Origin of the sequence: Streptomyces sp. NPDC012637, assembly GCF_042954805.1 — a bacterium.
In the GTDB taxonomy this organism is placed as follows: domain Bacteria; phylum Actinomycetota; class Actinomycetes; order Streptomycetales; family Streptomycetaceae; genus Streptomyces.
In genome coordinates this window covers 552,298-577,899 of record NZ_JBIBDS010000007.1, presented here as the reverse complement: position 1 = coordinate 577,899, position 25,602 = coordinate 552,298, and the positions used below count along the sequence as shown (strand labels likewise).

Below are 25,602 nucleotides of genomic sequence, written 5' to 3'. Positions count from 1 at the left end.
GGGCCCCGCGGCGACGTACCGCGGGGCCCCTTCGCGTACGGAGCGGGCCGGTCAGGCGACCAGGCCGGAGAGCTTGCGCAGCGATTCGGTCAGCGCAGCCGTCGCCGAGTCCTTGAGCTTGCCCGCCATCAGGGACACGGCCGCACCCGTGAACTCCCCGTCGATCCGTACGGTGGTGGCCTCGCCGTCGGCGGTGAGGGAGTAGCGCGTGCCGACGTCGACGCCCATCGGGCCCTTGCCGCGGATCGCGAACACGCGCGCGGTCTCCAGCTCCTCGACCGTCCAGGTCACCTCGGCGGGGAAGCCCATCAGCTTCATGTTCTCCGCGAAGGTCGCGCCGGCCTCCAGGGTGGCCGGGCCGCCGTTCGGGAAGTTCGTGTGGGTGGCGTTCCACTCCCCGTACGAGCCCCAGTCGGTGAGCTGCGCCCACACCTTCTCGGCCGGTGCCTCGATGCGTGCCTCCGCGCTGACTTCGGCCATGGGACCACCCCTTCACGCGTACCTGTCGGCAGTTCGGTGTCGCGGAACGTAGCCGCCGGGGCGTGAACATTCAATACTGATGAACCGTCAGTTCTGCGGTCTCGCCGTCCATCCACCACATCTGCGCGGAGTCGAACCAGTCGGACGCGCGGGGCCCGTCGCCCTCGTCGTGGCAGTGGAACGCGGCCCAGAAGAGATCGGCCGGCAGTGCCTCCCGCGGTGCGTAGACGCGGTAGACGTACTGCAGCCCGTCCTGCGCCAGCAGGGCCACCATCCAGAACATGCCTGGAGGACGTCACGGGACGGGCCTGTGGTTGCGTAGAGGGCGTATGGCAAGGCGGCGCGCGCCCCTGGGGAAGAACTCGCAGGATCTCATCCGCAAGGAGGAGGAACCGCCCGCCCGTGCCCGACTGCGGTGGGATGCGCACATGCTCCTCGCCGGGGATGCCCAGGCCCGCCGGGGCTGATGAGGTGGAAGGGTGCATGCTCCTGTCCCTCCGGTCCCGCCCTCGCTCCCGCCCGTGCCGTCCTCACGGCCGTCCCTGCCGTCCTCGCCCGGCCGTGCGCCCGCGCCCCGGGTCCCCGGGCTCCTGCCCGCCGCGCGCCGCGCCGACATCGAGGACGCGCTGGCCCCGGAGCTCGTGACGGCGGTCGCCGGCGCGCGGCGCCGGGCCCTGCGGGACGGCGACCGGCAGATCGACACCGCCCACCTGCTGCACTCCCTCGTCGAGTCCGACCCCGAGACCGCCGCCGCCCTCGCCGAGGGCGGCCGGCTCGCCCGGGTCCTCGGCTACCTCGTCCAGCGCTCGATCGGCTACGGGCTGCGCTGGCAGCGCGACGTCGAGGACACCGGCTCCGCACTGCCCGTCGTGCGCGGCTGCGAGAACGCCGCCGCCGGCTGGTCGCCCGCCGCCGCCACCGCCCTCGCGGGCGCCTTCGACCGCGCCGCGCGCCGCGGTGACCGGCGGGTGTGCGGCCTCGACCTGCTCGCGGCCCTCGCCGCCGACCCCGACAACCGGGCCGCGGAGGTGCTGCGCCGGGCAGGCGTCGATCCCCTCGCTCTGAACGCCCGGATCGAGGCGCCGTCTCAACAGGTGTAACGGCCCTTACGCTGCTGTCCCGGTCCTGCCATGATGGCCCGATGCACGCGTCTCAGGGGAGAAGCGCCGGCCTGGGAATCGCCCTGGCCTCGGCCTTCGCATTCGGTGGTTCGGGAGTGGCGGCCAAGCCGCTCATCGAGGCAGGACTCGATCCGCTCCATGTGGTGTGGCTCCGGGTGGCCGGTGCCGCCCTCGTCATGCTGCCCGTGGCCTGGCGCCACCGGGACCTGCTGCGCCGCAAGCCCGGTCTGCTCGCCGGCTTCGGCCTGCTCGCCGTCGCAGGCGTCCAGGCGTTCTACTTCGCCTCGATCTCCCGGATCCCCGTCGGCGTCGCCCTGCTCGTCGAGTACCTGGCGCCCGCCCTGGTCCTCGGCTGGGTCCGTTTCGTCCAGCGGCGGCCGGTGACCCGCGCCGCGGCGCTCGGCGTCGTCCTCGCCGTCGGCGGACTCGCCTGCGTCGTCCAGGTCTGGTCCGGCCTCGGCTTCGACCTCCTCGGGCTGCTCCTCGCACTGGCCGCCGCCTGCTGCCAGGTCGGCTACTTCGTCCTGTCCGACCACGGCGGCGACGAGGCCGACCCCGCCGACCCGCTCGGCGTCATCGCGTACGGGCTCCTCGGCGGCGCCGTCGTGCTCACCGTCGTCGCCCGCCCGTGGGGCATGGACTGGTCGGTCCTCGGCGGCACCGCCGACCTCGACGGCACCGCGACCCCGGCCTGGCTGCTGCTCGGCTGGATCGTGCTGATCGCCACCGTCCTCGCGTACGTCACCGGCGTCGTGTCCGTACGCAGGCTCTCGCCTCAGGTCGCCGGAGTCGTGGCCTGCCTGGAGGCGGTCGTCGCGACCGTCCTCGCCTGGGTACTGCTCGGCGAGCACCTGGCGGCGCCGCAGATCATCGGTGGGGCCCTGGTCCTGGTCGGCGCCTTCATCGCGCAGTCCTCGACGCCCAAGGCGGCACCCGCCGAACCGGTGGCCGCCTCGGCGGAGCCGGCCGCCGAAGGGGCCGGGTTGTCCGGCGAGCGGGTCTCCTCGTAAGGTCCTGATCATGCACGCGACCGTTCTTCCGCCTCCCGCCGCCTAGCGCGGGCGGCACCTTCCGCTGACGAAGACCGGGCTCGGGCGCGCCGTAAAGGCCCCCGAGCGGTCCGTCGCCGCCCGCCCGCGGAGCCGAGCGACCACCACCCCTGTCTTCCCACGGAGAACGCACGTGTCGAACACCGTCGGTTCCGCCCTGTCCACCGGGCGGAGCCTCACCTATCTGATCGTCGCCGGAATCGCCTGGGGCACGGCCGGAGCCGCCGCCTCGCTGGTCTTCCGGACCAGCGACACCGGCCCCCTCGCCCTCTCCTTCTGGCGCTGCGTGGGCGGCCTCGTGCTCCTGCTCGGCGTCCTCGCGCTGCGGCGCGGCCCCCGGGCCGAGGCACGCACCGCCGCTCCCGAGCCCCGTCGGCGCAGGCTCGTCCGGATCCTCGGCACGGGCATCGGGCTCACCGTCTTCCAGAGCGCCTACTTCGCCGCCGTGCAGGCCACGGGCCTCGCGGTCGGCACCGTCGTCACCCTCGGCGCCGGGCCCGTGCTCATCGCGGTCGGCGCCCGCGTCCTGATGGGCGAGCGGATCGGGGCCGGGGGCGCCGCCGCCGTCGGCGGGGCGCTCGCCGGGCTCGGCGTCCTCGTCCTCGGCGGCGGCGGAGCCGAGGTCCGGCCGCTCGGCATCGTCCTCGCCGTCCTGTCCGCCGCCGGATACGCGGCGATCACCCTGCTCACCCGGTGGCTCGGCCGCACCGGCGGCAGCGGGGACGCGCTGTCCACCACGACCTGGTCCTTCGCCGTCGGCGCCGTCGGGCTGCTGCCCATGGCGGCAGCGGAAGGACTCGTCCCGCACACCGACGCGCCGCTGCGGATGCTCGCCCTGCTGCTGTACGTCGCGGCCGTGCCGACCGCCCTCGCGTACGCCCTGTACTTCGCCGGCGCGGCCGTCGTACGCGCGGCGACCGTCTCGGTGATCATGCTCCTGGAGCCGGTCAGCGCCGCGCTCATCGCGGTCACCCTGCTCGGCGAGCAGCTGACCGCCGCGACGGTCACGGGCACCCTGCTCCTGCTGCTCGCCGTGACGGGCCTCGCCCTCGCCGAGGCCCGGGCGGCGGCCACGGCCTAGGATCCTGCCCGGCCGTGCTCGGTCGAGACAGAACTCGTTGCCCTCGATGTCCTGCGTCAGGATGCACGAGTCGTGTCCGTCGTACAGCAGCCGCACGCGTACGGCGCCGGGCGGGATCAGGCGGGCGCACTCGGCCTCGGGCGCGGCCAGGCGCTGCCCGTGCCGGGGATCAGCCGCGGGACGGTCCTCGGGGCGTGGTCCCGGCGGCGTCGCGGCGGGCCTTGTGGGACAGGGCCGCCGTGTCGCCGGGGCCGCTGCGGTCGGCGAGGCGGGTCGTGACGCGCTCGCGGATCTCCGCCGGCTTGTTGCCGCCGTACTTGAACTTGGCGCGGACGTCGGTCACTTCGAGGCGGAGGACCCGGATGCCGGACAGCATCCGGCCGAACGGTGCCTCGCCCGGGGCCGCCGGGGCCGTGCCGCCCTCCGGCTGGAAGTGGGCCACCTGACGGTTGAGCAGGAGTGCCTTCTCCTCCGGGTCGTCCACGACGCGGGCGGTGCAGCGGAGTTGGACCGCCGCGTAGAAGGAGGTGGGCGTGCCGTGCTCGGCGGGCGCGCCCTCCGGCGCCGTCCAGTGGCCGGGCACGTACACGTAGTCGTCGACCACGCTCAGGAGCACGGCGGGGCGGTCCTCCAGGTCGCGCCAGAGCGGGTTGGGGCGGGCGAGATGGGTGATCACCTGACCGTACGGGCCGGGCTCGGGCTCGTAGCGGAAGTGCATCGGCTGCACCCACGGCGGTTCGCCGGCGGGGCCGTTGACCGCGAGCTGCCCGAAGTCGTGGGCGGTCAGCCAGTTCCGCCACTCGCCCTCGTCGTGCGCGGCGTCCCAGGGGTGGATCAGCATGGCGGTTCCCCTACAGCGCGGCGAGGTAGTCGGGCAGCGGCGTGCTCGCGGGCTGGTCCGCGGCCGGGACCGGGGTGCCGTAACCGCGCTGTACGGGGACGACGCCGGCCCAGTGGGGCAGCGCCGCGTCCTCGGGGTCGTCGTTGGGGCCGCCGGTGCGGACCTTGGCGGAGACCTCGCGCAGGTCGAGGCGGAGCACCGCGGTGGCGGCGAGCTCCTTGGCGTTGGCCGGCCGGGAGTCCTCGGAGCGGCCCGGGACCACGTGGTCGACGAGCGCGTCGAGGGCGGTGCGCAGCTCCTCGGGATCGGTGACCTGGTGGGCGGTGCCGTGCACGACCACCGAGCGGTAGTTGATGGAGTGGTGGAAGGCGGACTTGGCGAGGACCAGACCGTCCACGTGGGTCACGGTCAGACAGACCGGCAGGCCCGGCGCGTCCTCGCCCTTCCCCGCCGACCGCAGCGGACGGGAGCCGGTCGAGCCGTGGACGTAGAGCGCCTCGCCTATCCGGCCGTACAGGGTCGGCAGGACGACCGGCGCGCCGTCGCGGACGAATCCCAGGTGGCAGAGGTAGGTCTCGTCGAGGATCGCGTGCACGAGCTCGCGGTCGTACGAGGCGCGCTCGCGGGAACGGGTGGGCACGGTCCGCTCGGTGGGCGCGTAGGCGCCGGAAGGAGCGGAGGCCGTGGACGCCTCGGTGTGCGTGCCCGCCTGCTCCGTCTGCTGCGTCTTCACCGTCATTGCGGACTCCATTGCACTAGTGCATAATTAGCTTTGTGCTAGGAGAGTATCGGATCGAAGGTCGTCGCGCATCGGAGATCGCCGCCAGCGTCGAAGGCGGCGTCGGAGCCGGGCTGCTCAAGCCCGGGCAACTACTGCCTCCCATGAGGGAGTTGGCCGCCACGCTCGGAGTGAATCCGAACACCGTGGCCGCCGCCTACCGGACCCTGCGCGAGCGAGGAGTCATCGAGACCGACGGCCGGCGGGGCAGCCGGGTGCGCTCCGCGCCCGCGACGACGGCGCGCGGCTCGATCCGGGTCGAGGCCCCCGAGGGCGTGCGGGACGTGAGCAACGGCAGCCCCGATCCGGAGCTGCTGCCGCCGCTCGGCTCCGTGCTCGCGGCGGTCGCCGTCGAGTACGCCGAGCGGCCGCCGATGTACGGGGAGGCGCCGGTGGACGAGGAGTTCGCCCGGCTCGCCAGGGCCTCCTTCGACGAGGGCGGGGTGCCTGCCGGGCCGGTCGGCGTCGCCTCCGGTTCGCTCGACGCGATCGAGCGGGTGCTCGCCGCGCATCTGCGGCCGGGCGACGCCGTCGCCATCGAGGACCCCGGCTGGGGCAGCCTGCTCGACCTTGTCCCGGCGCTCGGGCTGCGGCCAGTGCCGGTCGCCGTCGACGACGAGGGGCCGCTGCCCGACGCGGTGGCCCGGGCGCTGCGGGGCGGCGCCCGCGCGGTGATCGTCACCGACCGGGCGCAGAACCCGACCGGGGCGAGCATCACCGCCGAACGGGCCGCCGCGCTGCGGGCGGTGCTCGACGCGCACCCGGACGTGCTGCTCGTCGAGGACGACCACGGGCACGGGATCGTCGCACAGCCGCTGTACCCGCTCTCGACGGGCGAGGGGAAATGGGTGTTCGTCCGCTCGGTGGCCAAGGCGTGGGGCCCGGACCTGCGGATCGCCGCCTTCACCGGCGACGCGGAGACCGTCGACCGGGTGCTCGGTCGCCAGCGGCTCGGACCCGGCTGGGTCAGCCGGCTGCTCCAGAGGGCCGTGGTGCACCTGTGGCGGACCGGAGCGGTCGACCCCGCGGCCGTGGCGGCGTCCTACGGCGTGCGGCGTGACGGCCTCGTCCGCGCGCTCGCCCGGCGCGGGGTGGAGGCGCACGGGCGTAGCGGCATGAACGTGTGGGTGCCGGTGGCCGACGAGACCGGCGCCGTCGCCCGGCTCCTGGCGGCGGGCTGGGCGGTCGCGCCCGGCGCCCGCTTCCGCATGGAGGCCGGACCGGCCGTCCGGCTGACCGTCTCCGGACTCACCCGGGCGGACCTGGAACCGCTGGCGGACGCGGTCGCGTACGCGGCCGGGCCGGCGCCCGCCCGCAGCTACGGCTGACGGGGGGCGCCGGCCTTCCCGCGCGGTTGTCTCGGTGCCGGTCTCCCGGGGCGGCCGGCCCTCTCGGTGCCGGTCTCCCGGATGACGGCCCTCTCGGTGCCGGTCTCCTGGAGCGGCCGGCCCTCTTGGTGCCGGGCTCCCGGATGACAGCTCTCTCCGCACTGGCCCCCTGGGGCGGCGATCCTCTCCGTACCGGCCTCCCGGGCGAGGTCCTCTCGGCGTAGGCCGCCCGGGCGGCCCGGGCCTCCTCTGCGCCGCAGGCCCGCTAGCTGCGGGCCGCCTCCGCCGTGGCCCGGTGCTCGGGCTGGGTCCGCGCCTGTGCCTGTGCCTGTGCCGGTGTCTGGGCCTGGGCACCCGCCGGTGCCTGCGCTCGTGCTCGCCCCTGTGTCCGTGCCTCTGCCGGGGCGGGCGGGGGAGTGCGGCGCGGGCCGCGGGTCTGGGTGAGGGCCGCGCCCGCGAGGACCACGACCGCGCCCACCGGGGTGTTCCAGGTGAGCTGTTCGCCGAGCACGGTGACGCCGGCCGCGGTCGCGATGACCGGGATGAAGTACGTGACCATGGCCGCCGTCGTCGGGCCGACCTCGGCCACCACGCCGTACTGCAGCAGCATCGCCCAGCCCGTGCCCAGCGCGCCCAGCGCGATCACCGACAGCAGCGGAAGGATCTCGACCGAGTCCGGAAGCGTGGTGAACAGGGGTGTCACGAAAGCCAGTTGGAGGGTGGCGACACCGACCTGGCCGGTGGCGAGGGACAGGTTCGACGCGCCCGTGCCGGAGAGCGTGCGGCGCACGTAGATCCAGCCGACCGCGTAGCTGAACGAGGCGAGCAGGGCCAGCGCCGTGCCCGTGACGTCCAGGCCCGAGAAGCCCTGCCACGCGCCGAGCACCGTCAGGACGCCGACGAAGCCGATGCCGAGACCTGCCGCCCGCACCCGCGTCGGCCGGTCCTCGGAGAGCGCGACGAGCGACAGGACCATGCCCCACAGCGGGGTCGTCGCGTTGCAGATGCCCGCCAGGGTCGAGGGGATCGTCAGCTCCGCGTAGGAGAAGAGCGAGAACGGCAGGGCGTTGAGCAGGAAGGCCGCCACCGTCAGATGGCCCCAGGTGCGGGCGCCGCGCGGCAGCCGGTCGCGCTTGACGAGCAGGGCCAGGGCCAGCACGGCCGTACCGAAGAAGAGGCGGCCGAAGGTCACCTGGAACGGGGCGAAGCCTTCCGTGCCGACCTTGATGAAGAGGAAGCTGAAGCCCCAGATCAGGGCGAGGACGCCGAAGCGGACGCGCCAGTCGACGGTGCGCGACGGGCGGGGCGCGGGGGAGGACGGCGGCGGGGTGGCGGGGCTGCTCATGGTGTTCAGGTTGACCGAGCCCACCTCGTAGTACAAGCGAGAATTCCTGCAGTCGATCTCTTAGAATCGCTTACATGTTGAATCTGGAGCGCCTGCGGACCCTGGACGCCGTCGCGCGGCACGGATCGGTGAGCGGCGCCGCCGACGGCCTGCACGTCACCACCTCCGCCGTCTCGCAGCAGCTCGCCAAGCTGGAGCGCGAGATCGGCCAGCAGCTCCTGGCGAAGAGCGGCCGCGGGATCCGGCTCACCGACGCCGGGCTGCTGCTCGCGGAGCACGCCGCCCGGATCCTCTCCCAGGTGCAGCTCGCGCAGGCGGACATCGAGGCGCAGCGGGGCCAGGTGGTCGGCGAGGTGCGCATCGCGGCCTTCCCCACCGCCATGCGCGGCCTCTTCCCGGCGGCCATCCGGGCGCTGCGCACGGCCCACCCCGATCTGCGGGTGCACACGGCGGAGCTGGAGCCGGACTTCGGCGTGCGGGACGTGCTGCGCGGGGACAGCGACCTCGCCGTCGTCCTGGACTGGAACAACAAGCGGGCGCCGGTCCCGGCCGGGCTCGAGCGGGCGCACCTGCTCGACGACTCCGCCGACGTCGCGCTGCCCGCCGACCATCCGCTGGCGGGAAGGGCCACGGTGGACCTGGAGGACTTCGCGGACGAGGAGTGGGTCTCCTGGCCCGCGGGCGAGTTCTGTCACGACTGGCTGATGTTCACCCTCCGCTCCAAGGGCGTCGAGCCCCGGATCGCGCACGTCGCCGGCGACCACCACACCCAGCTCGCGCTGGTCGCCGCCGGCCTCGGCATCTGCGTCGCTCCCCGGCTCGGCCGGCCGGCGACCATGGACGGGGTGGCCTTCGTGCCCGTACGGCAGCCGGTGCGCCGGCACATCTACGCGACCTGGCGCACCGACGCCGGCCGCAGGCCCTCCATCCGCGCGGTCGTCGAGGCGCTGCGCGCGGCGGGGGAGCGGACGGCCTCCTGAACGCGGCCCGCCTCAGAGCGCCCCGAGTTTGCGGAAGTCCCAGGAGGCGACGGCGTCCGGGGTGAGCCGCATCCAGGCGTGGCGGCCGTCGTGCGGCATGGCGTCGAGACCGAAGTTCTTGGCGGCGAAGAGCCGCTCGGGCGCCTCCAGTTCGGGGCAGGGCTCGCCGGTGCGCGGTGCCTCGCCGACGAACTCCACGCTGCCCGAGAGCTCCACGCCGCGCAGTTCCCCGTACTCCTCGCCGTCGTCGATCACGACCGCGATCCGGGGACGGGACCGCAGCTCGGCCCAACGGCGGCTGCGGGTAAGGGAGTAGAGCCAGAGCGAGGTGCCGTCCCAGGCGAACCAGAGCGCGCTGACGTGCGGGCGGCCGTCGGCCGACACCGTCGCCACCCGGCAGGTCCGCTGTTCGGTGAGGAAGGAGTCGAGCTCCGCCGGGGTCATCATGATCCGGCGTCCGCGGCGCTGCGCGACGGTCATCGTCCGCACCCTTCTGGATTTCTGATGAGGTGTCAGAAATCATGGGGCCTGCACCGCGGAGGTGCAAGGTGGTGGCGCGGGTGACCACGGGGAGGACGACATGGGGAGGACACCGTGAGGCGGTCGGACCAGCTCAGGGAACTGCTCGCGCCCGACGGGGCCGTGCTGCTCACCGTCGAGTGCCAGGAGGGCGTCGTCGGCCGGGACAGCGCGCTGCCCGAACTCGCCGCCGTGGCCCGCGCGTCCGGAGCCCTGCGCAACGTCGCCCGGCTCGTCGCCGCCGCCCACGAGGCCGACGTCCAGGTCCTGCACGCCGTCGCCGAGCGGCGCCCCGACGGGCGGGGCGCCAACCGCAACGCCCGGCTCTTCCGCGCCGCCGCCCGGCTTCCCGTACAGCAGCACACCGGCAGCACCGCCGTACGGATCGCCCAGCCCATCGAGGTGGCCGAACAGGACCTGGTGGTACGGCGGTTGCACGGCCTCTCGCCGATCGCCGGGACCGGCGTCGACGCCCTGCTGCGCAACCTGGACTGCCGGACCCTCGTGGTCACCGGCGTCTCCGCCAACGTGGCGATACCCAACGCCGTCTTCGACGCCGTCAACCTCGGCTACACGGTCGTCGTCCCGGGCGACGCCATCGCGGGAGTGCCGGCCGACTACACGCCCGCGATGATCCGCCACACCCTCGCCCTGGTCGCCACCGTCGCGACCACGGACGACGTCCTCGGCTGCTGGAAGGCGCCCCGGTGGGTCAGCCGAGCCTGATCGCCTCGCCGACCACCTCGATCGGCGTCGGCTCCAGGGGCTGCGTCGCCGGCCCCTGCTTCACGCTGCCGTCGTTGGCGTCGAAGCGGCTCTGGTGGCAGGGGCAGACGATCACGCCGTCGGCCACGCTGCCGACGTGGCAGCCCCGGTGCGTGCAGCGCGAGGAATAGGCCTTGAACTCGCCCTTCTTGGGCTGGGTGACGACCACACCCTTGTCGGCGATCACTTTTCCGCCGCCGACCGGGATGTCGGCGGTCATCGCGAGCGGCGCGTTCTCCTCGACGACCTCCGTGCCGCCGTCCGCACCACCCGAGCCGTTCTTCCCGCCGTCTCCGTCGCCGTCGCCACCACAGGCGGCCAGGGCCACCGTCAGACCCGCACCGCCCGCCGCCGCCACGACCGTCCTGCGCGCCACACCGCTCATATCGCTCCCCTTCGACCGAGACCGTCACGATCGCCGTCGTCCGTCTTTACGTGCGTCATCGTGTCGGATCCGACGGCGCCGCGCCACGGTTCACGGACGACGGAACGCGGCACCGGCCGAGTCCGGTGTGCGCCGGCCCCACGCCGTCCCCCTCAGTGGGCCGTCCGCTCGCGGACCGTCGTCGTCCAGGCCGGCTGGGTCTCGGCCGGCCCGGGCTCTGCCTCGGTGCGGCGGCCGCCGCGGGCGAAGAAGTCGGCGAGCGGGAGGATCGCGGCGCCGATGGTGACGGCCTCCGGTCCCAGGGTGCCCAGGCCGATGGTGACGCGGTCGGCGGGATAGCGCAGCGCGTAGTCCCGCGCGTGGCCGCGGACGCTGTCGAGGAAGCGCTCGCCGAGCTGGAGTCCGGCCCAGCCGCCGACGAGGATCCGCTCCGGCTGGAAGAGGTTGACGAGATCGGCGAAGCCGGCGCCGAGGTACTCGGCGGTCTCCTCCAGGACGGCGAGCGCCGTGGCGTCCGGCACGCGCCCGGAGCCGGACTCCGGGTACGCGGCGGCGAGCAGCGCGGTGAGCGCGGTCTCCTCGTCCGCGCCGGCCGGCGGGCGGCCGCCCGCCTCGCGCCAGCGTTCGAGCAGCGCCTCGGCGCCCGCGTACGCCTCCAGACAGCCCAGGGCGCCGCAGCGGCAGCGCCGGCCCCGTACCCGTACCGTCAGGTGACCCCACTCCAGCGCGCGGCCGGGGCCCAGCGGATCGGTGGCGACACAGGCCCCGACGCCCGAGCCGAAGAGCACGAAGACGGCGCTGTGGGCGCCGCGGCCCGCGCCGAACCACAGCTCGGCCTGGCCGAGGGTGCGGGCGCCGTTGTCGATCCGGTACGGGACGGTCGCGGGCAGGTCGACGGTCTCGCGCAGCAGCCGTTCCAGCGGCACGGCGTCCCAGCCGATGGTCTGGCCGTGGACGACGGCGCCGTCGGGGCCGCCGTGGGCGACGATGCCGGGCACTCCCACGCCGACGCCGAGCAGCCGGCCGGGGTCCGTGGCGGCGGTGCGCAGCACCTCGGCGATGCCGTCGCGGATGTGGCCGACCACCAGCCCGACCTCGTAGCGGTCGTGGCGCTCGCGACTGTCGACGGCCAACGGCCGTTCGGTGCGGGCCAGTTCGGTGAGGGTGAGGTCGAAGAGCTCGATCCTGATCCGGGTCTCGCCGACGTCCACGCCGATCATGCATCCGCTGCCGGGACGGACCCGCAGCAGGGTGCGGGGCCGTCCGCCCGCCGAGTCGACGCTGCCGGCCTCCTCGACCAGGCCCTCGGCGGCCAGTTCGGCGACCACGTTGCTGACCGAGCCGGAGCTGAGTCCGGTCGCGGGACCGAGTGAGAACCGGCTCATCGGGCCGTCGAACCAGAGCCGGCGCAGCACCGCCGTCCGGTTCTCCCGTCGCAGGTCGCGCACCGTACGGCCGTTCGTTGCTCGCACCTCAACCCCCGCTTCCTCAGAGCCTGTTCCGCAAGATACACCCGGCGCGAAGCCTTGACGCGCCCTTCCCTTGGAGTTTAACTCACGTCCTAAATTAAGCCTCCCTCGAAAGGGTTCCGAGGAGTCATGCGCAGAATCAGAGCCGCGCTCACCGGCGTCGTCGCCCTCTCCCTCGCCCTCACCGCCACCGCCTGCGGCGGCGGCACCGCCGACGGCGCGGGCGGTTCCGGCTCGCAGCCGAAGACGCTCACCTACTGGGCCTCCAACCAGGGCCCGAGCATCGAGGCGGACAAGAAGGTGCTCCAGCCGGAACTCGACAAGTTCGAGAAGGAGACCGGCATCAAGGTCAAGCTGGAGGTCGTGCCCTGGTCCGACCTGCTCAACCGGATCCTCACCGCCGCCACCTCCGGCCAGGGCCCCGACGTCCTCAACATCGGCAACACCTGGAGCGCCTCGCTCCAGGCCAGCGGCGCGCTGCTGCCCTGGGACGAGAAGAACCTCGCCGCGGTCGGCGGCAGGGACCGCTTCGTCGCGTCCGCGCTCGGCTCCACCGGCGCGCCCGGCAAGGACCCGGCCGCCGTGCCGCTCTACTCCATGGCCTACGCGCTCTACTACAACAAGAAGATGTTCGCCGACGCGGGCATCACCAAGCCGCCGGCCACCTGGGCCGAACTCGAAGAGACCGGCCGGAAGCTCGCCAAGGACGGCAGGTCCGCCATCGGCGTCGAGGGCGGCAACCTCGCCAACAACATCCACCAGGTCTTCGTGCTCGGCAAGCAGCACGGCGCCGACTTCTTCACGCCCGACGGCAAGGCCGACTTCACCTCCGACGGGGCAGTCGCCGCCGTCAAGCAGTACGTCGACCTCATGGCCGCCCAGAAGATCGTCGCGCCCGGCAACGCCGAGTACGCCCAGAACCAGTCCCTCGGCGACTTCGCCAAGAACCGCACCGCCATGGTCCTGTGGCAGACCGCCGCCCAGACCTTCGCCGCCCAGGGCATGAAGCCCGACGAGTGGGGCGTCGCCCCCGCGCCCGTCCCCTCCGGCACACCCGGCCAGGGCACCCAGGTCAACTCCATGGTCGCCGGCATCAACATCGCCGTCTTCGGCAACACCAGGAACCGTGAAGGCGCCCTGAAGTTCGTGAAGTTCATGACCGGCGACGCCGAGCAGAAGATCCTCAACGAGGCCTACGGCTCCGTCCCGCCGGTCAAGGCCGCCCAGGCCGACCCCGCCTTCTCCGGACCCGCGCTCGCCGTCATCCGCGACACCCTCGCCAAGAGCGCCGCCGCCCTGCCCCAGGTCCCGGAGGAGTCCCAGTTCGAGACCGTCGTCGGCACCGCCGTCAAGGAACTCTTCGCCGACGCCGCCGCGGGACGCCCGGTCACCACCGAGTCCGTACGCGCCAAGCTCGACGAGGCGCAGCAGCAGATGCCGAAGAAGTAGGCACGGCACCCGCCATGACCGCCACCGTCACGCCCCGGGTCGACCCCGGGGCCGCCAACCGCGCCGCCCCCACGGCCCGCGCCGGCCGCGGGCACCGCACGCTGCTGCCGTACCTGCTGCTCCTGCCCGCCCTCCTGCTCGAACTCCTCGTCCACCTGGTGCCCATGCTCATGGGCGCCGTCATGAGCTTCAAGGAGCTCACCCAGTTCTTCATCCGCGACTGGACCACCGCGCCCTGGGCCGGGCTCGACAACTTCGCCGTCGCCGTGGACGTCGACGCGCCCGTCGGCGCGGCCCTGCTCGGCTCCTTCGCCACCACCTGCGTCTTCACGCTGGCCTCGGTCGCGCTGTGCTGGCTGCTCGGCACCTCCGCGGCCGTCCTCCTCCAGGAGGGCTTCCGCGGCCGCGGCCTGCTCCGCACCCTCTTCCTCGTCCCGTACGCCCTGCCCGTCTACGCCGCCGTCATCACCTGGGCGTTCATGTTCCAGCGCGACAACGGCCTGATCAACCACGTCCTCCACGACCAGCTCGGCATCGGGGAGAGCCCCGCCTTCTGGCTCATCGGTGACAACAGCTTCTGGGCGCTGCTCGTGGTCTCCGTCTGGAAGGGCTGGCCCTTCGCCTTCCTCACCGTCACGGCCGGGCTGCAGAACATCCCGCGCGAGCTGTACGAGGCGGCCGCCCTGGACGGGGCCGGCATTCCGCGGCAGATCCGGCACATCACGATGCCCGCGCTGCGCCCGGTCAACCAGGTCCTGGTCCTCGTGCTGTTCCTGTGGACCTTCAACGACTTCAACACGCCCTTCGTCCTGTTCGGCAAGGCGGCGCCGGAAGCGGCGGACCTGATCTCGCTGCACATCTACCAGTCCTCCTTCCAGACCTGGAACTTCGGCACCGGATCGGCCATGTCCGTGCTCCTGCTGCTCTTCCTGCTCGTCGTCACCGGCCTCTACCTGGTGCTCACCTCGCGCGGAAGGAGGACCGGCCGTGCCTGACCCGACGACCGCGCCGCACCGGGCGGGCCGCCCGCCCCGCTCGTTCCTCTGGACCCGGCGGACCGTCCTCACCCTGCTCACCGGCTTCGTCCTGCTGCCGGTGTACGTGATGGTGTCCAGCTCCCTCAAACCGCTGGAGGACGTCTCCGGGAAGTTCCGCTGGTGGCCCAGCGGGCTCACCCTGCGCCCCTACGCCGACATCTGGCGGACCGTCCCGCTCGCCGACTACTTCCTGAACTCGCTGGTCGTGGCGGGCGCGGCCACCGTCTGCTCGGTCACCGTCGCCGTCTTCGCCGCCTACGCCGTCAGCCGCTACGACTTCCGCGGCCGCCGGGTCTTCACCGTGACCGTCCTGTCCACCCAGATGTTCCCCGGCATCCTCTTCCTGCTGCCGCTCTTCCTGATCTACGTCAACATCGGCAACGCCACCGGCATCGCCCTCTTCGGGTCGCGCGGCGGGCTGGTCCTCACCTATCTGACCTTCTCGCTGCCGTTCTCCGTCTGGATGCTCGTCGGCTACCTCGACTCGATCCCGCGCGAGCTCGACGAAGCGGCCAAGGTCGACGGCTGCGGCCCGGTCGGCGCCCTGTTCCGGGTGATCGTCCCCGCCGCCCTGCCCGGCATCGTCGCCGTCGCCGTCTACGCCTTCATGACCGCCTGGGGCGAGGTCCTCTTCGCCTCCGTCATGACCAACGACACCACCCGCACCCTGGCCGTCGGCCTCCAGGGCTACGCCACCCAGAACGACGTGTACTGGAACCAGGTGATGGCCGCCTCCCTCGTGGTCAGCGTCCCCGTCGTCGCGGGCTTCCTGCTCCTCCAGCGCTACCTCGTCGCCGGACTCACCGCGGGCGCCGTCAAATGACCACCCATCAGATCCCGTACCAGGAAAGGGACCTCGTGTCCGAGCCCGACAGCGCACGCCTCGACCTCGACGCCTTCCCGGCCGGCTTCGCCTGGGGCACGGCCACCTCCGCCTACCAGATCGAGGGAGCCGTCGCCGAGGACGGCCGCGCCCCCTCCATCTGGGACACCTTCGCCCACACACCCGGAGCGATTGACAACGGCGACCACGGCGACACCGCCTGCGACCACTACCACCGCTGGCCCGAGGACATCGCCCTCATGAAGGAGCTCGGCACCGACGCCTACCGGATGTCCGTGGCCTGGCCCCGCGTCCTGCCCGGCGGCGACGGGCAGGTCAACACCGCCGGACTCGACTTCTACGACCGGCTCGTCGACGGCCTGCTCGACGCGGGCATCACGCCCTCCGTCACGCTCTACCACTGGGACCTGCCCCAGGCACTCCAGGACCGCACCGAGACCGCCCGCGGCGGCTGGACCGAGCGCGCCACCGCCGAGCGCTTCGCGCACTACGCCTCCGTCGTCGCGGCCCGCCTCGGCGACCGGGTCGGCCAGTGGGCCACCCTCAACGAGCCGCTGTGCTCGGCGTGGATCGGCCACCTGGAAGGGCGGATGGCGCCCGGCTGGACCGACCTCACCGCCGCCGTCCGCGCCTCCTACCACCTGCTCCTCGGCCACGGCCTCGCCACCGCCGCCGTGCGCGCCGCCGCGCCCGGCGCCCGCATCGGCCTCGTCACCAACCACTCCACCGTCGAGCCCGCCTCCACCCGGCCCGAGGACGTCGCCGCCGCCGTCCGCGCCGACGGCCACACCAACCGCTGGTGGCTCGACCCGGTCTACGGCCGCGGCTTCCCGGCCGACCTGCGCGAGCTGTACGGCGTCGAACTGCCCGAGCGGCCGGGCGACGCCGAGACCATCGCCGCGCCCCTCGACTGGCACGGCCTCAACTACTACTTCCCAGTGACCGTCGCCCACGACCCGGCCGGCCCGGTCCCTTACGCCCGCGAGGTACGGCTGCCCGCGGTGCCCCGCACCGGCATGGACTGGCAGATCGACGCCGGCGGCCTGGAGGCCTTCCTGCTCCGGCTCACCGAGGAGTACGGCGTCCCCCGGCTGTACGTCACCGAGAACGGCTCGGCCTTCCCCGACACCGTCGCGCCGGACGGGCGGATCGACGACCCCGAACGCACCCGTTACCTGGAACAGCACCTCGCGGCCTGCGCCCGCGCCCTGCGCAAGGGCGCTCCGCTGGCCGGCTACTACGCCTGGTCCCTGCTCGACAACTTCGAGTGGGCCTACGGCTACGACAAGCGGTTCGGCCTGGTGCACGTCGACTACGCGACCCAGCGCCGGACGGTCAAGGCGAGCGGCCGGCGGTACGCGGACATCATCCGCGCCCACCGGACGCGGACCGGCTGACCCGCACCCCCACATCCGACAAGGAGCCGCCATGTTCCGCCACGCGCCACGCACGGCCCCGCCCCGCTCCCGACCCCGCAGTCCCCGCACCGGGGCGCTGGCCCTCGTCACCGCCCTGCTCGGCGCCCTGCTCGCGCTCGCACCCGCCGCGGAGGCGGCGGCCGCGCCCGTCCTGCTGTCCCAGGGCCGGCCCGTCACCGCCTCCAGCCAGGAGAACGCCGGCACCCCCGCCGGAGCCGCCGTCGACGGAGACCTCGGCACCCGCTGGTCCAGCGCCTTCGCCGACCCGCAGTGGATCCGGGTCGACCTCGGCGCACCGGCCTCCCTCAGCCGGATCGACCTGCACTGGGAGACCGCCTACGGCACCGCGTACCGCATCGAGACCTCCCTCGACGGCACCTCCTGGACCACCGTCCACGCCACCACGAACGGCCGGGGCGGCACCGAGTCCCTGCCGGTCTCCGGCACCGCCCGACACGTCCGGCTCACCGGTCTGACCCGCGCGACCGGCTGGGGCTACTCGCTCTGGGAATTCCGGGTGTACGGCACCTCCGACGGCGGGACGACCCTCCCGGGCGGCGGTGACCTCGGGCCGAACGTGCACGTCTTCGACCCGTCGACGCCCGGCATCCAGGCGACCCTGGACGAGGTGTTCCGGCAGCAGGAGTCGGCGCAGTTCGGCACCGGCCGGCACGCCTTCCTCCTCAAGCCCGGCAGGTACGACGGCCTGAACGCGCAGCTCGGCTTCTACACCCAGATCGCCGGCCTCGGCCTGCGTCCCGACGACACCACGATCAACGGCGACGTGACCGTCGACGCGGGCTGGTTCAACGGCAACGCCACCCAGAACTTCTGGCGTTCGGCGGAGAACCTTGCCCTCGCCCCGGTCAGCGGAACCGACCGCTGGGCCGTCTCCCAGGCATCCTCCTTCCGCCGCATGCACGTGAAGGGCGGACTGAACCTGGCACCCACCGGCTACGGGTGGGCGAGCGGCGGCTACATCGCCGACAGCCGGATCGACGGGCAGATCGGCAACTACTCCCAGCAGCAGTGGTACACCCGGGACAGCTCCGTCGGCGGCTGGTCCAACTCCGTGTGGAACCAGGTCTTCTCCGGAGTCGAGGGCGCGCCCGCGTCCGCCTTCCCCGAGCCGAAGTACACCACGCTCGACACCACGCCCGTCTCCCGGGAGAAGCCCTTCCTCTACTACGAGGGAGGGGAGTTCAAGGTCTTCGCCCCGGCGAAGCGCACCGCCGCCCGCGGCGTCAGCTGGGCCGGCACCCCGCAGGGCGAGTCGATCCCGCTGAGCCGCTTCTACGTGGTGAAGCCCGGCACGACCGCCGCCACGATGAACCAGGCCGTCGCGCAGGGCCTCCACCTGCTGTTCACACCGGGCGTCTACCACGTCGACCGCACGGTCGAGATCGACCGGCCCGGCACCATCGTGCTCGGACTCGGCCTCGCCACGATCGTGCCGGACAACGGCGTCACCGCCATGCGGGTCGCCGACGTCGACGGCGTCCGGCTCGCCGGCTTCCTGATCGACGCCGGCCCGGTCAACTCGCCCACGCTCCTGGAGATCGGCCCGCAGGGCGCCTCCGCCGACCACGCCGCGAACCCGACCACCGTCCAGGACGTCTACATCCGCATCGGCGGCGCCGGCCCCGGCAAGGCCACCACCAGCATGGTCGTCAACAGCGACGACACCATCGTCGACCACACCTGGGTGTGGCGCGCCGACCACGGCGAGGGCGTCGGCTGGGAGACCAACCGCGCCGACTACGGCGTCCGCGTCAACGGCGACGACGTGCTCGCCACCGGCCTGTTCGTCGAGCACTTCAACAAGTACGACGTCGAGTGGTTCGGCGAGCGCGGGCGCACGATCTTCTTCCAGAACGAGAAGGCGTACGACGCGCCGAACCAGGCGGCCATCCAGAACGGCACGGTCCGGGGCTACGCCGCCTACCGGGTCGACGACTCCGTGACCACCCACGAGGGCTGGGGACTCGGCAGCTACTGCTACTACAACGTGGACCCGACGATCCGTCAGGGCCACGGGTTCCGTGCGCCGGTGAAGCCAGGTGTCCGCTTCCACAGCCTGCTCGTCGTCTCGCTCGGCGGAAACGGCCAGTACGACCACGTCATCAACGACACGGGGGCACCGACCTCGGGTACGGAGACCGTCCCGTCGACGGTCGTCTCCTTCCCCTGAGCACGTGGGTCCCCGGTCCCGGCCGGTGACCCGGCCGGACCCAGCCGGCGCGCCGGTTCCGCGGCGAGCTCGGCCGGGTCCGGCTCCCTCGTGCTCGCCGCCCGTGCCGGACAGCCGTCCGGGCGGCACAGCGCCGCGTGCCGGCCGAGCGCGGCGCCGCCCGCGTCGACGCGCCTGACCCGTACCGCACGCAGCCGGTCCGGCCGGCCCGCGAGCAGCAGGGCCACCGGGCCGCCGCCGACGAGGACGCCCGTGCGTTCCCGGATGACGGCCGGCGTTCGCGGTCAGGCGTCGAAGCCGGCGAACCACCCCGCGGCCATGTCCTTGTCGCCGTGGCCCTGTTCGACGGCGCGCCGGAAGCGGCGGTGGCCGGCCTCGGTGGCATCGAGGCGGACGCCGACGCGCTCGGCGGCCTCCAGGACCAGCCGGGCGTCCTTCTCCGAGTTGTCGACGGAGAACTGCGGTGTCCAGTCCCGGTTCAGGATCGCGGCGGACTTGCCCTGGAAGAAGCCGCTGTCCATGGGGCCGCCGGAGACGACGTCCACGAAGTGCTCCGGGGCGACGCCCAGCCGCTCGGCGAGCGCCAGGGCCTCGCCGACGCCGTGGGTGAGGGCGCCGACCCAGACGTTGAGCACCAGCTTGAGCCGGCTCGCCGCGCCGCTCGTGCCGTCCTCGCCGACCCAGACCGTGCGGGCGCCGATGGTGTCGAACAGCGGCTGCACGGTGGGCCGCACGCTCTCCGGGGCGGCGGCCAGGACGACGAGCCTGCCCAGTTCCGCGGGCTGGCGTGAGCCCTGGACGGGGGCGTCGACGAAGACCAGACCGGCCTCGTCGGCGAACACGGCGAGTTCGTCGACGGCCTCGCCGACGGTGGAGACCTGCACCCAGACGGTGCCCCGGGCGAGCTTCGGCGCCGCGGCCCGGACGGCCTCCAGGACGCGGGGGCCGTCGTTGAGGACGGTGAGGACCACGTCGGCGCCGTCGACCGCCTCGGCCGGCGTGTCGGTGACCTGGACGCCGTCGGCGGCGAGCGCCTCGGCCTTGGTACGGGTGCGGTTCCACGCGCGGACCGCGAGTCCGCTCCGGGCGAGGTTGCGGGCGACGGGGGCGCCGATGATGCCGGTGCCGAGGACTGCGATGACCGGCTGTGCGGTGGTCATGTCCGGACTCCTAGAAGGTGGTTCGGGTGCACGTGCCGGCCCGCGCGGGAGGCGGCGGCACCGCGAGTGGTTCGAAAATTTTCGTACCCGGTTACCTTAGGCAGGCGGGTGACGCGCCCACAACGTTTCGCGGCGCGTCGGCACGCATATGTCAAGTCGTCGCGACGAAGAGGTTCCCGATGCCCGTCGAGCTGTTCCATCCCGCGCTGGACACCGTCGAACTCGACGCGGTGTACGCGGCGTTGGCCGACCGGCACCGCCGTGGCGTGGTCGTCAGGCTGGCCCGCAACCCGGACGCCGAGGTGGCCTGTACGGCCCTCGACCTGCCCGGCGCCAAGTCCACCCGCTCGTACCACTGGAAGGTGCTCCGCGAGGCGGGCCTGATCCTCCAGCGCAGCACCGGTACGGGCATGCTGCTGCGGCTCCGGCCGGACTTCGAGCAGCGCTTCCCCGGACTGCTCGCCAACCTCCTGCACCTGACGGATGGTCACGGACGGCCCGCCTCCTGACGGGTCGGCGGCCGGCGTGCCGCGGGAGCGCGCCGGCCGGGACGGGATCAGGGCTGCGGCGACAGGATCCGGTCGACCAGGGGGGTGAGCGTCGCGCGGTCGCCGACCTTGCCGAGCACCCGCAGTCCGTACATGGAGTTGAGCAGGTAGAGGGCGAGCGACGGCGGATCCGTGGCCTCCGGCATCGAGCCGTCCCCCTGTCCCTGCTCGATGCAGACGCGCAGGGCCGTCCGGACGCGGGCGAAGGTCCTGCGGACGTGCTCGGTGATCTCCGGGTCCTGGCCGGCCAGCTCCATCGCGGTGTTCACGACCAGGCAGCCGCGGTGTGCGGGCGTCTCTGCGGTCTCCTCTTCGACGACGCTCGTCAGGACCGCGCGGATCCGCTCCCGCGCCGGGCCCTCGCCCTCCTCGAGCAGGGCCACCAGCTTTCTGGTGCACTCCTCGTCGTACCGCCGCAGCGCCGCGTCGAACAGGCCGCGCTTGCTGTTGAAGGTGTTGTAGAGGCTGCCGCGGCCCAGTCCCGTGCTGTCCACGAGGTCCTGGGCGGACGTGCCGGCGTACCCCTTGTCCCAGAACGTGGCCATCGCCGCGTCCAGTGCGTCGTTGAGGTCGAAGCCTCGGGGGCGAGGTGACATGACGACAGGTTAGCGGTTCTGGAACGATTGTTAAAATTCCGTAGCCTGGCGTGACTGCCCGCCGGAAGGTGTGCTTACCTCGAGTCGTCGACGCGGCACTGAGTGTCTCGGGCACCACATCGAGCCACTCGTGCACCGCCATCCGGCACGGGATCTCCGACCGTCGTCCCGCCGCCGGTGTCGCCGCGAAGGCCCCGCGTCCGTCCCGCACGACGGACGCCGGGGAGAGCCCGACCACCGGGCATCAACATCATTCGCATGGGGGAATCACCGTGGCACCCGTTCAGTCCGTCGCGCCCGTCTACGGCTTACGTCTGGAAAACGGAGCCTGCCTGCCCGGTCTGCTGGAGCAGCAGGCTGTGGCGCGGCCCGAGGCCGTGGCGGTCGTCGCCGACGACCGCAGTCTGACCTACCGCGAGCTGACCGACTCCAGCGGCCGGCTCGCCGTTCACCTCCACGGGCTCGGCGTCTCGGTCGACGACTGCGTCGGCCTCCACACCGAACCGTCGCTGGACCTGATGACAGGAGCATGGGGAATCCTGTTCGCCGGGGCCGCGTACCTGCCGCTGTCCCCGGAGTACCCGGAGGACCGGCTCCGCTACATGATCGAGAACAGCCGCACCCGGGTGATCGTCACCCAGGAGCACCTGCGCGAGCGGCTGGCCGCCATCGCTCCGGCCGGCACCCGGATCGTCACCCTCGCGGACGTCCCGGACGCCCCGCTCGACGGGGTCGCGCACTGCGGGACGGGCGGCGCGGTCGGCGCGGCGCCCGCCGACGGTCCGGCCGCGCGGGTGCCGGCGCAGCGGAGCGCACCCGTGACGGGTCCGCGCCCGGACTCCCTCGCGTACGTCATCTACACCTCGGGCAGCACCGGCAGGCCCAAGGGCGTGATGATCGAGCACCGGAGCATCGTGTCCCAGCTGCGCTGGATGCACTCCTTCGGCCACCTCGGCAGCCACGTCACCGTCCTGCAGAAGACCCCGATGAGCTTCGACGCGGCCCAGTGGGAGATCCTCGCGCCCGCCGCCGGGGCCAGGGTCGTGGTCGGCGCTCCCGGCATCTACCGCGATCCCGAGGCGCTGATCGCCGCCGTCAACCGCCATCGGGTCACCACCCTGCAGGGCGTGCCCACGCTGCTCCAGGCCCTGGCCGACCTGGAGGAGTTCCGCTCCTGCACCACCCTGCGCCGGGTGTTCTCGGGCGGCGAGGCGCTCTCGCAGCGGCTCGCCCGCACGCTCCTCACCGAGCTGCCGTGGATCTCGCTGGTCAACCTGTACGGACCGACCGAGACGACCATCAACGCCACCGCCTGCCTGGTCGACCCGGACTCGCTGGGCGACGGCGCCGGATCCGTCCCGATCGGGGTGCCCGTCGACAACACCCCGTGCTTCATCCTCGACGAGGAGCTGAGACCCGTCGACATCGGCACCACGGGCGAGCTCTACATCGGCGGCGTCCAGCTGGCCCGCGGCTACCTGCACCGGGACGACCTGACGGAGGAACGATTCATCCCGTCACCCTTCGTCCCGACCGAGCGCCTCTACAAGACCGGTGACCTCGCCTACTGGAACGAGGACGGCACCATCACCTGCGCCGGCCGCGCCGACAACCAGGTGAAGCTGCGCGGCTACCGCGTCGAGCTCGACGAGATCTCGCTCGCCATCGAGGAACACGCCTGGGTCCGGCGCGCCGCCGCCGTCGTCACCGACGACCCGCGCACCGGCTTCCAGAACCTCGTGGCCTGCATCGAACTGAACCCGCGCGAGGCGGCCCTGATGGACCAGGGCAACCACGGCAGCCACCACCAGTCGAAGTCCAGCAAGCTCCAGGTCAAGGCACAGCTGTCCAACCCCGGTCTGCGCGACCCGGAGGAACTGGCCGGCCGCACGGTCCTCGACCTGCCGGGCCGCGAGGCCTCCGAGCGCCAGCGCCGGGAGACCTTCGCCCGCAAGACCTACCGCTTCTACGACGGCGGCGAGGTCACCCGCGAGGACCTCCTGGAGCTCCTCGCGCCGCCCGCGGCCGACGGCCACAGCCGAGGACTCGACGAACTCACGCTCTCCCAACTGGGCGAGATCCTCCGCTGGTTCGGCGCGTTCCGGTCCACCGAGCGCCTGCTGCCCAAGTACGCGTACGCCTCGCCGGGCGCCCTCTACGCCACCCAGACCTATCTGGAGCTCAGCGGCATCGCGGGCATCGAGCCGGGCGTCTACTACCACCACCCCGTCGACCACACCCTCGTACGGATCGCCGGCACGGACCTGACGGGCCCCGCCCTGAACGTCCACTTCCTCGGCAAGAGGCGGGCCATCGAGCCCGTCTACGCCAACAACATCCAGGAGGTCCTGGAGTTCGAGGCCGGGCACATGCTCGGCGTCCTCGAGGAGGTGCTCCCCGAGTACGGACTCACCGTCCGGCCCGCGGGCTTCCTCCCGGCGGTCAAGGACCGGCTCGACGTCGCCGACGAGGACCACTACCTGGGCACCTTCGAGGTGTACCCGAACGACGGCGAGCCCCGCCAGGACCCCACCGAGATCTACGTCCAGGCCCACCCGGGCCGGATCGCCGGTCTGCCGGGCGGCCACTACCGCTACCGCGACGGCGAGCTCGAGCACGTCTCGGACGAGCTGATCCAGCGCCGGCACGTCATCGCCATCAACCAGTCCGTGTACGACCGGGCCTCGTTCGGCATCACCGCGATCAGCCGCGCCGAGGAGCCGTGGCTGGAGTACGTGGCGATGGGCGCCAAGCTCCACCGGCTGCAGCGCAACGGGCTCTCCCTCGGCTTCATGTCCTCCGGATACAGCTCCAAGTCCGGCAACCCGCTGCCCGCCGCGCGCCGGATCGACGAGATCCTCGCCTCCTCCGGTACCGACAGCGGCCCGTCGTACTTCTTCCTCGGCGGCCGGGTCAGCGAGGAACAGATCCTCAGCGAGGGCATGAACGAGGACGCGGTGCACACCAAGGGCCCGGCCGAGATCATCAAGGAGGAGCTCGCCGGCTTCCTGCCGGACTACATGATCCCCAACCGGGTCCTGGTCGTGAACGACCTGCCCCTGACCGCCAACGGCAAGGTCGACGCCAAGTCCCTCGCCGCGAGCGAGCAGGTGCGCGCCGCGGGCAGCGGCGCCCCGTACGTCGCTCCGGCGACCGCGCACGAGCGGTGGCTCGCCGAGGCCTGGGGCGCGGCCCTCAAGTACGAGGACGTCTCCACCGAGGACGACTTCTTCGCGGCCGGCGGCAACTCGCTGGTCGCCGTCGCCCTGGTCAACCGGATCAACCGGGAGTTCGGCACCGAGCTGCCGCTCCAGGTCGTCTTCGAGGCGCCGAGGCTCGGCGACCTCGCCGCCCGGATCGCGGACGGATCCGGCGGCGCTCCCGTCTCGCGCCTCGTCCGGCTGCACGACGACACGCCGAAGGGCGCCGAGGGCGTCACCACGCCGGTGTTCTGCTGGCCCGGCCTCGGCGGCTACCCGATGAACCTGCGGCTGCTCGGCCGCGAGTCCGGCCTCGGCCGGCCGTTCTACGGGGTCCAGGCCCACGGCATCAACGAGGGCGAGCAGCCCTACCCGACCGTCCAGGAGATGGCGGCGGCCGACGTCGCCGAGATCCGGCGGATCCAGCCCGAGGGCCCGTACCTGCTGTGGGGCTACTCCTTCGGTGCCCGCGTCGCGTTCGAGGCGGCCTGGCAGCTGGAGCAGGCCGGCGAGAAGGTGGAGCAGCTGCTGCTGCTCTGCCCCGGCAACCCGAAGGTCCGGGCGGCCGACGCGGAACGCCACGGCCGGGAGGCCTCGTACGCCAACCCGGCCTACGTCACCATCCTCCATTCGGTGTTCGCCGGCTCGGTCAGCGGCCCCGAGGTCGAGGACTGCCTGGCGGCCGCCCACGACGAGGACTCCTTCGTCGACTTCGTCCACGAGCGCATACCCGCCCTGGACGAGCGGCTGATCCGCCGGATCACCCGCATCGTCGGCGAGACCTACGAGTTCGACTACAACTTCCGCGAACTGAGCGAACGTCAGCTCGACACCCCGGTCACGATCTTCAAGGCGACCGGCGACGACTACTCGTTCATCGAAAGCAGCTCGGGATACTCCGCCCGTCCGGCCACCGTCGTGGACCTGGCCGGCGACCACTACGGCGTCCTCAAGGAGCACGGCGTCGCCGAGCTGGTGGGCGCCATCCGCGCCCGGCTCGACGCGTAACGCAAGCCAA

At 72.9% G+C, this 25,602-nt stretch carries 23 protein-coding genes and 1 pseudogene; 13 read left to right on the top strand and 11 right to left on the bottom strand.

The genetic code is table 11. The features are described 5' to 3' along the window. Window positions 1–51 precede the first annotated feature (51 nt). Window positions 52–480 carry an SRPBCC family protein gene (locus ACFY8W_RS28390; protein ID WP_391110976.1) on the bottom strand — a complete coding sequence of 143 codons (429 nt, stop codon included), beginning with the start codon at window positions 478–480 and terminating at the stop codon, window positions 52–54. A 70-nt stretch (window positions 481–550) separates the two neighbouring features. Beyond that, window positions 551–763 carry a hypothetical protein gene (locus ACFY8W_RS28385; RefSeq protein ID WP_391110974.1) on the bottom strand — a complete coding sequence of 71 codons (213 nt, stop codon included), beginning with the start codon at window positions 761–763 and terminating at the stop codon, window positions 551–553. A 238-nt stretch (window positions 764–1,001) separates the two neighbouring features. Here ACFY8W_RS28385 and ACFY8W_RS28380 point away from each other — a divergent pair, with 238 nt between their 5' ends. The 3 genes from ACFY8W_RS28380 (at window position 1,002) to ACFY8W_RS28370 (ending at window position 3,731) form a co-directional block, all read left to right on the top strand. Beyond that, window positions 1,002–1,580, top strand: a complete 579-nt coding sequence (locus tag ACFY8W_RS28380; protein WP_391110971.1) for a Clp protease N-terminal domain-containing protein — start codon at window positions 1,002–1,004, stop codon at window positions 1,578–1,580. A 41-nt stretch (window positions 1,581–1,621) separates the two neighbouring features. Beyond that, on the top strand, window positions 1,622–2,611 hold the full coding sequence (locus ACFY8W_RS28375) for an EamA family transporter (protein ID WP_391110968.1): 990 nt from the start codon (window positions 1,622–1,624) through the stop codon (window positions 2,609–2,611). 172 nt (window positions 2,612–2,783) lie between these two features. Then, entirely contained in the window at window positions 2,784–3,731 is a 948-nt protein-coding gene (locus ACFY8W_RS28370; protein WP_391110965.1) for an EamA family transporter, read from the top strand. Between the two features lie 21 nt (window positions 3,732–3,752). Here the strand turns inward: ACFY8W_RS28370 and ACFY8W_RS28365 are convergent. The 3 genes and pseudogenes from ACFY8W_RS28365 to ACFY8W_RS28355 form a co-directional block, all read right to left on the bottom strand. Continuing rightward, a pseudogene (locus tag ACFY8W_RS28365) lies at window positions 3,753–3,890 on the bottom strand (VOC family protein); the annotation flags it as partial. 10 nt (window positions 3,891–3,900) lie between these two features. Beyond that, window positions 3,901–4,572, bottom strand: a complete 672-nt coding sequence (locus ACFY8W_RS28360) for an FMN-binding negative transcriptional regulator (RefSeq protein ID WP_391110962.1) — start codon at window positions 4,570–4,572, stop codon at window positions 3,901–3,903. Window positions 4,573–4,582: 10 nt separating this feature from the next. After that, complete coding sequence (locus ACFY8W_RS28355; protein ID WP_391110959.1) at window positions 4,583–5,311, bottom strand: pyridoxamine 5'-phosphate oxidase family protein; 729 nt, start codon at window positions 5,309–5,311, stop codon at window positions 4,583–4,585. Window positions 5,312–5,346: 35 nt separating this feature from the next. On the opposite strand from ACFY8W_RS28355, the gene ACFY8W_RS28350 reads away from it, so the two are divergent. Next, entirely contained in the window at window positions 5,347–6,678 is a 1,332-nt protein-coding gene (locus ACFY8W_RS28350; protein WP_391110955.1) for an aminotransferase class I/II-fold pyridoxal phosphate-dependent enzyme, read from the top strand. Between the two features lie 265 nt (window positions 6,679–6,943). Here the strand turns inward: ACFY8W_RS28350 and ACFY8W_RS28345 are convergent, their stop codons facing one another. Further along, the gene (locus ACFY8W_RS28345) at window positions 6,944–8,023 is read right to left on the bottom strand and encodes an EamA family transporter (protein ID WP_391111090.1); all 1,080 of its coding nucleotides are present in this window, start codon (window positions 8,021–8,023) and stop codon (window positions 6,944–6,946) included. Window positions 8,024–8,097: 74 nt separating this feature from the next. On the opposite strand from ACFY8W_RS28345, the gene ACFY8W_RS28340 reads away from it, so the two are divergent. Next, window positions 8,098–9,003 carry a LysR substrate-binding domain-containing protein gene (locus ACFY8W_RS28340; protein WP_391110951.1) on the top strand — a complete coding sequence of 302 codons (906 nt, stop codon included), beginning with the start codon at window positions 8,098–8,100 and terminating at the stop codon, window positions 9,001–9,003. Window positions 9,004–9,015: 12 nt separating this feature from the next. Here the strand turns inward: ACFY8W_RS28340 and ACFY8W_RS28335 are convergent, their stop codons facing one another. Further along, window positions 9,016–9,483 (bottom strand): pyridoxamine 5'-phosphate oxidase family protein, encoded by a 468-nt coding sequence (locus ACFY8W_RS28335; protein WP_391110948.1) that lies wholly within the window; start codon window positions 9,481–9,483, stop codon window positions 9,016–9,018. 114 nt (window positions 9,484–9,597) lie between these two features. On the opposite strand from ACFY8W_RS28335, the gene ACFY8W_RS28330 reads away from it, so the two are divergent. Further along, window positions 9,598–10,248 (top strand): isochorismatase family protein, encoded by a 651-nt coding sequence (locus ACFY8W_RS28330; RefSeq protein ID WP_391110945.1) that lies wholly within the window; start codon window positions 9,598–9,600, stop codon window positions 10,246–10,248. Here the strand turns inward: ACFY8W_RS28330 and ACFY8W_RS28325 are convergent. Together ACFY8W_RS28325 and ACFY8W_RS28320 are read right to left on the bottom strand one after the other, a co-directional pair. Further along, window positions 10,235–10,672 (bottom strand): Rieske 2Fe-2S domain-containing protein, encoded by a 438-nt coding sequence (locus ACFY8W_RS28325; RefSeq protein ID WP_391110942.1) that lies wholly within the window; start codon window positions 10,670–10,672, stop codon window positions 10,235–10,237. The genes ACFY8W_RS28330 and ACFY8W_RS28325 overlap by 14 nt on opposite strands. Before the next feature lie 152 nt (window positions 10,673–10,824). Further along, a complete protein-coding gene (locus ACFY8W_RS28320; protein ID WP_391110939.1) occupies window positions 10,825–12,144 on the bottom strand; it encodes an ROK family protein in 1,320 nt (439 codons plus the stop codon). A 126-nt stretch (window positions 12,145–12,270) separates the two neighbouring features. On the opposite strand from ACFY8W_RS28320, the gene ACFY8W_RS28315 reads away from it, so the two are divergent. The 5 genes from ACFY8W_RS28315 to ACFY8W_RS28295 are packed head-to-tail and all read left to right on the top strand — an operon-like array spanning window position 12,271 to window position 19,080. Continuing rightward, entirely contained in the window at window positions 12,271–13,590 is a 1,320-nt protein-coding gene (locus ACFY8W_RS28315) for an extracellular solute-binding protein (protein ID WP_391110937.1), read from the top strand. A gap of 14 nt (window positions 13,591–13,604) precedes the next feature. Continuing rightward, window positions 13,605–14,585 (top strand): ABC transporter permease subunit, encoded by a 981-nt coding sequence (locus ACFY8W_RS28310; protein ID WP_391110934.1) that lies wholly within the window; start codon window positions 13,605–13,607, stop codon window positions 14,583–14,585. Continuing rightward, on the top strand, window positions 14,578–15,450 hold the full coding sequence (locus tag ACFY8W_RS28305) for an ABC transporter permease subunit (RefSeq protein ID WP_391110932.1): 873 nt from the start codon (window positions 14,578–14,580) through the stop codon (window positions 15,448–15,450). Before ACFY8W_RS28310 ends, ACFY8W_RS28305 begins: the two co-directional genes overlap by 8 nt. Next, a complete protein-coding gene (locus ACFY8W_RS28300; RefSeq protein ID WP_391110929.1) occupies window positions 15,447–16,868 on the top strand; it encodes a GH1 family beta-glucosidase in 1,422 nt (473 codons plus the stop codon). The genes ACFY8W_RS28305 and ACFY8W_RS28300 overlap by 4 nt, the downstream gene beginning before the upstream one ends. 31 nt (window positions 16,869–16,899) lie before the next feature. Continuing rightward, window positions 16,900–19,080, top strand: a complete 2,181-nt coding sequence (locus tag ACFY8W_RS28295; protein WP_391110925.1) for a discoidin domain-containing protein — start codon at window positions 16,900–16,902, stop codon at window positions 19,078–19,080. A 284-nt stretch (window positions 19,081–19,364) separates the two neighbouring features. Here ACFY8W_RS28295 and ACFY8W_RS28290 read toward each other — a convergent pair whose 3' ends face one another. Continuing rightward, window positions 19,365–20,240 carry an NAD(P)-binding domain-containing protein gene (locus ACFY8W_RS28290; RefSeq protein ID WP_391110922.1) on the bottom strand — a complete coding sequence of 292 codons (876 nt, stop codon included), beginning with the start codon at window positions 20,238–20,240 and terminating at the stop codon, window positions 19,365–19,367. A 179-nt stretch (window positions 20,241–20,419) separates the two neighbouring features. Here ACFY8W_RS28290 and ACFY8W_RS28285 point away from each other — a divergent pair, with 179 nt between their 5' ends. Next, window positions 20,420–20,749 (top strand): ArsR/SmtB family transcription factor, encoded by a 330-nt coding sequence (locus ACFY8W_RS28285; RefSeq protein WP_391110920.1) that lies wholly within the window; start codon window positions 20,420–20,422, stop codon window positions 20,747–20,749. A 47-nt stretch (window positions 20,750–20,796) separates the two neighbouring features. Here the strand turns inward: ACFY8W_RS28285 and ACFY8W_RS28280 are convergent, their stop codons facing one another. Beyond that, complete coding sequence (locus tag ACFY8W_RS28280) at window positions 20,797–21,384, bottom strand: TetR family transcriptional regulator C-terminal domain-containing protein (RefSeq protein WP_391110917.1); 588 nt, start codon at window positions 21,382–21,384, stop codon at window positions 20,797–20,799. Between the two features lie 272 nt (window positions 21,385–21,656). On the opposite strand from ACFY8W_RS28280, the gene ACFY8W_RS28275 reads away from it, so the two are divergent. Then, complete coding sequence (locus tag ACFY8W_RS28275; protein WP_391110914.1) at window positions 21,657–25,592, top strand: amino acid adenylation domain-containing protein; 3,936 nt, start codon at window positions 21,657–21,659, stop codon at window positions 25,590–25,592. Window positions 25,593–25,602 lie beyond the last annotated feature (10 nt).

Bases quoted from the DNA above. Each gene is read 5' to 3' on its own strand.
- ACFY8W_RS28385 (WP_391110974.1), bottom strand. From the start codon at position 763: ATGTTCTGGATGGTGGCCCTGCTGGCGCAGGACGGGCTGCAGTACGTC.
- ACFY8W_RS28345 (WP_391111090.1), bottom strand. From the start codon at position 8,023: ATGAGCAGCCCCGCCACCCCGCCGCCGTCCTCCCCCGCGCCCCGCCCG.
- ACFY8W_RS28300 (WP_391110929.1), top strand. From the start codon at position 15,447: ATGACCACCCATCAGATCCCGTACCAGGAAAGGGACCTCGTGTCCGAG.
- ACFY8W_RS28325 (WP_391110942.1), bottom strand. From the start codon at position 10,672: ATGAGCGGTGTGGCGCGCAGGACGGTCGTGGCGGCGGCGGGCGGTGCG.
- ACFY8W_RS28310 (WP_391110934.1), top strand. From the start codon at position 13,605: ATGACCGCCACCGTCACGCCCCGGGTCGACCCCGGGGCCGCCAACCGC.
- ACFY8W_RS28375 (WP_391110968.1), top strand. From the start codon at position 1,622: ATGCACGCGTCTCAGGGGAGAAGCGCCGGCCTGGGAATCGCCCTGGCC.
- ACFY8W_RS28280 (WP_391110917.1), bottom strand. From the start codon at position 21,384: ATGTCACCTCGCCCCCGAGGCTTCGACCTCAACGACGCACTGGACGCG.
- ACFY8W_RS28295 (WP_391110925.1), top strand. From the start codon at position 16,900: ATGTTCCGCCACGCGCCACGCACGGCCCCGCCCCGCTCCCGACCCCGC.
- ACFY8W_RS28360 (WP_391110962.1), bottom strand. From the start codon at position 4,572: ATGCTGATCCACCCCTGGGACGCCGCGCACGACGAGGGCGAGTGGCGG.
- ACFY8W_RS28340 (WP_391110951.1), top strand. From the start codon at position 8,098: ATGTTGAATCTGGAGCGCCTGCGGACCCTGGACGCCGTCGCGCGGCAC.
- ACFY8W_RS28315 (WP_391110937.1), top strand. From the start codon at position 12,271: ATGCGCAGAATCAGAGCCGCGCTCACCGGCGTCGTCGCCCTCTCCCTC.
- ACFY8W_RS28390 (WP_391110976.1), bottom strand. From the start codon at position 480: ATGGCCGAAGTCAGCGCGGAGGCACGCATCGAGGCACCGGCCGAGAAG.
- ACFY8W_RS28335 (WP_391110948.1), bottom strand. From the start codon at position 9,483: ATGACCGTCGCGCAGCGCCGCGGACGCCGGATCATGATGACCCCGGCG.
- ACFY8W_RS28355 (WP_391110959.1), bottom strand. From the start codon at position 5,311: ATGACGGTGAAGACGCAGCAGACGGAGCAGGCGGGCACGCACACCGAG.
- ACFY8W_RS28290 (WP_391110922.1), bottom strand. From the start codon at position 20,240: ATGACCACCGCACAGCCGGTCATCGCAGTCCTCGGCACCGGCATCATC.
- ACFY8W_RS28285 (WP_391110920.1), top strand. From the start codon at position 20,420: ATGCCCGTCGAGCTGTTCCATCCCGCGCTGGACACCGTCGAACTCGAC.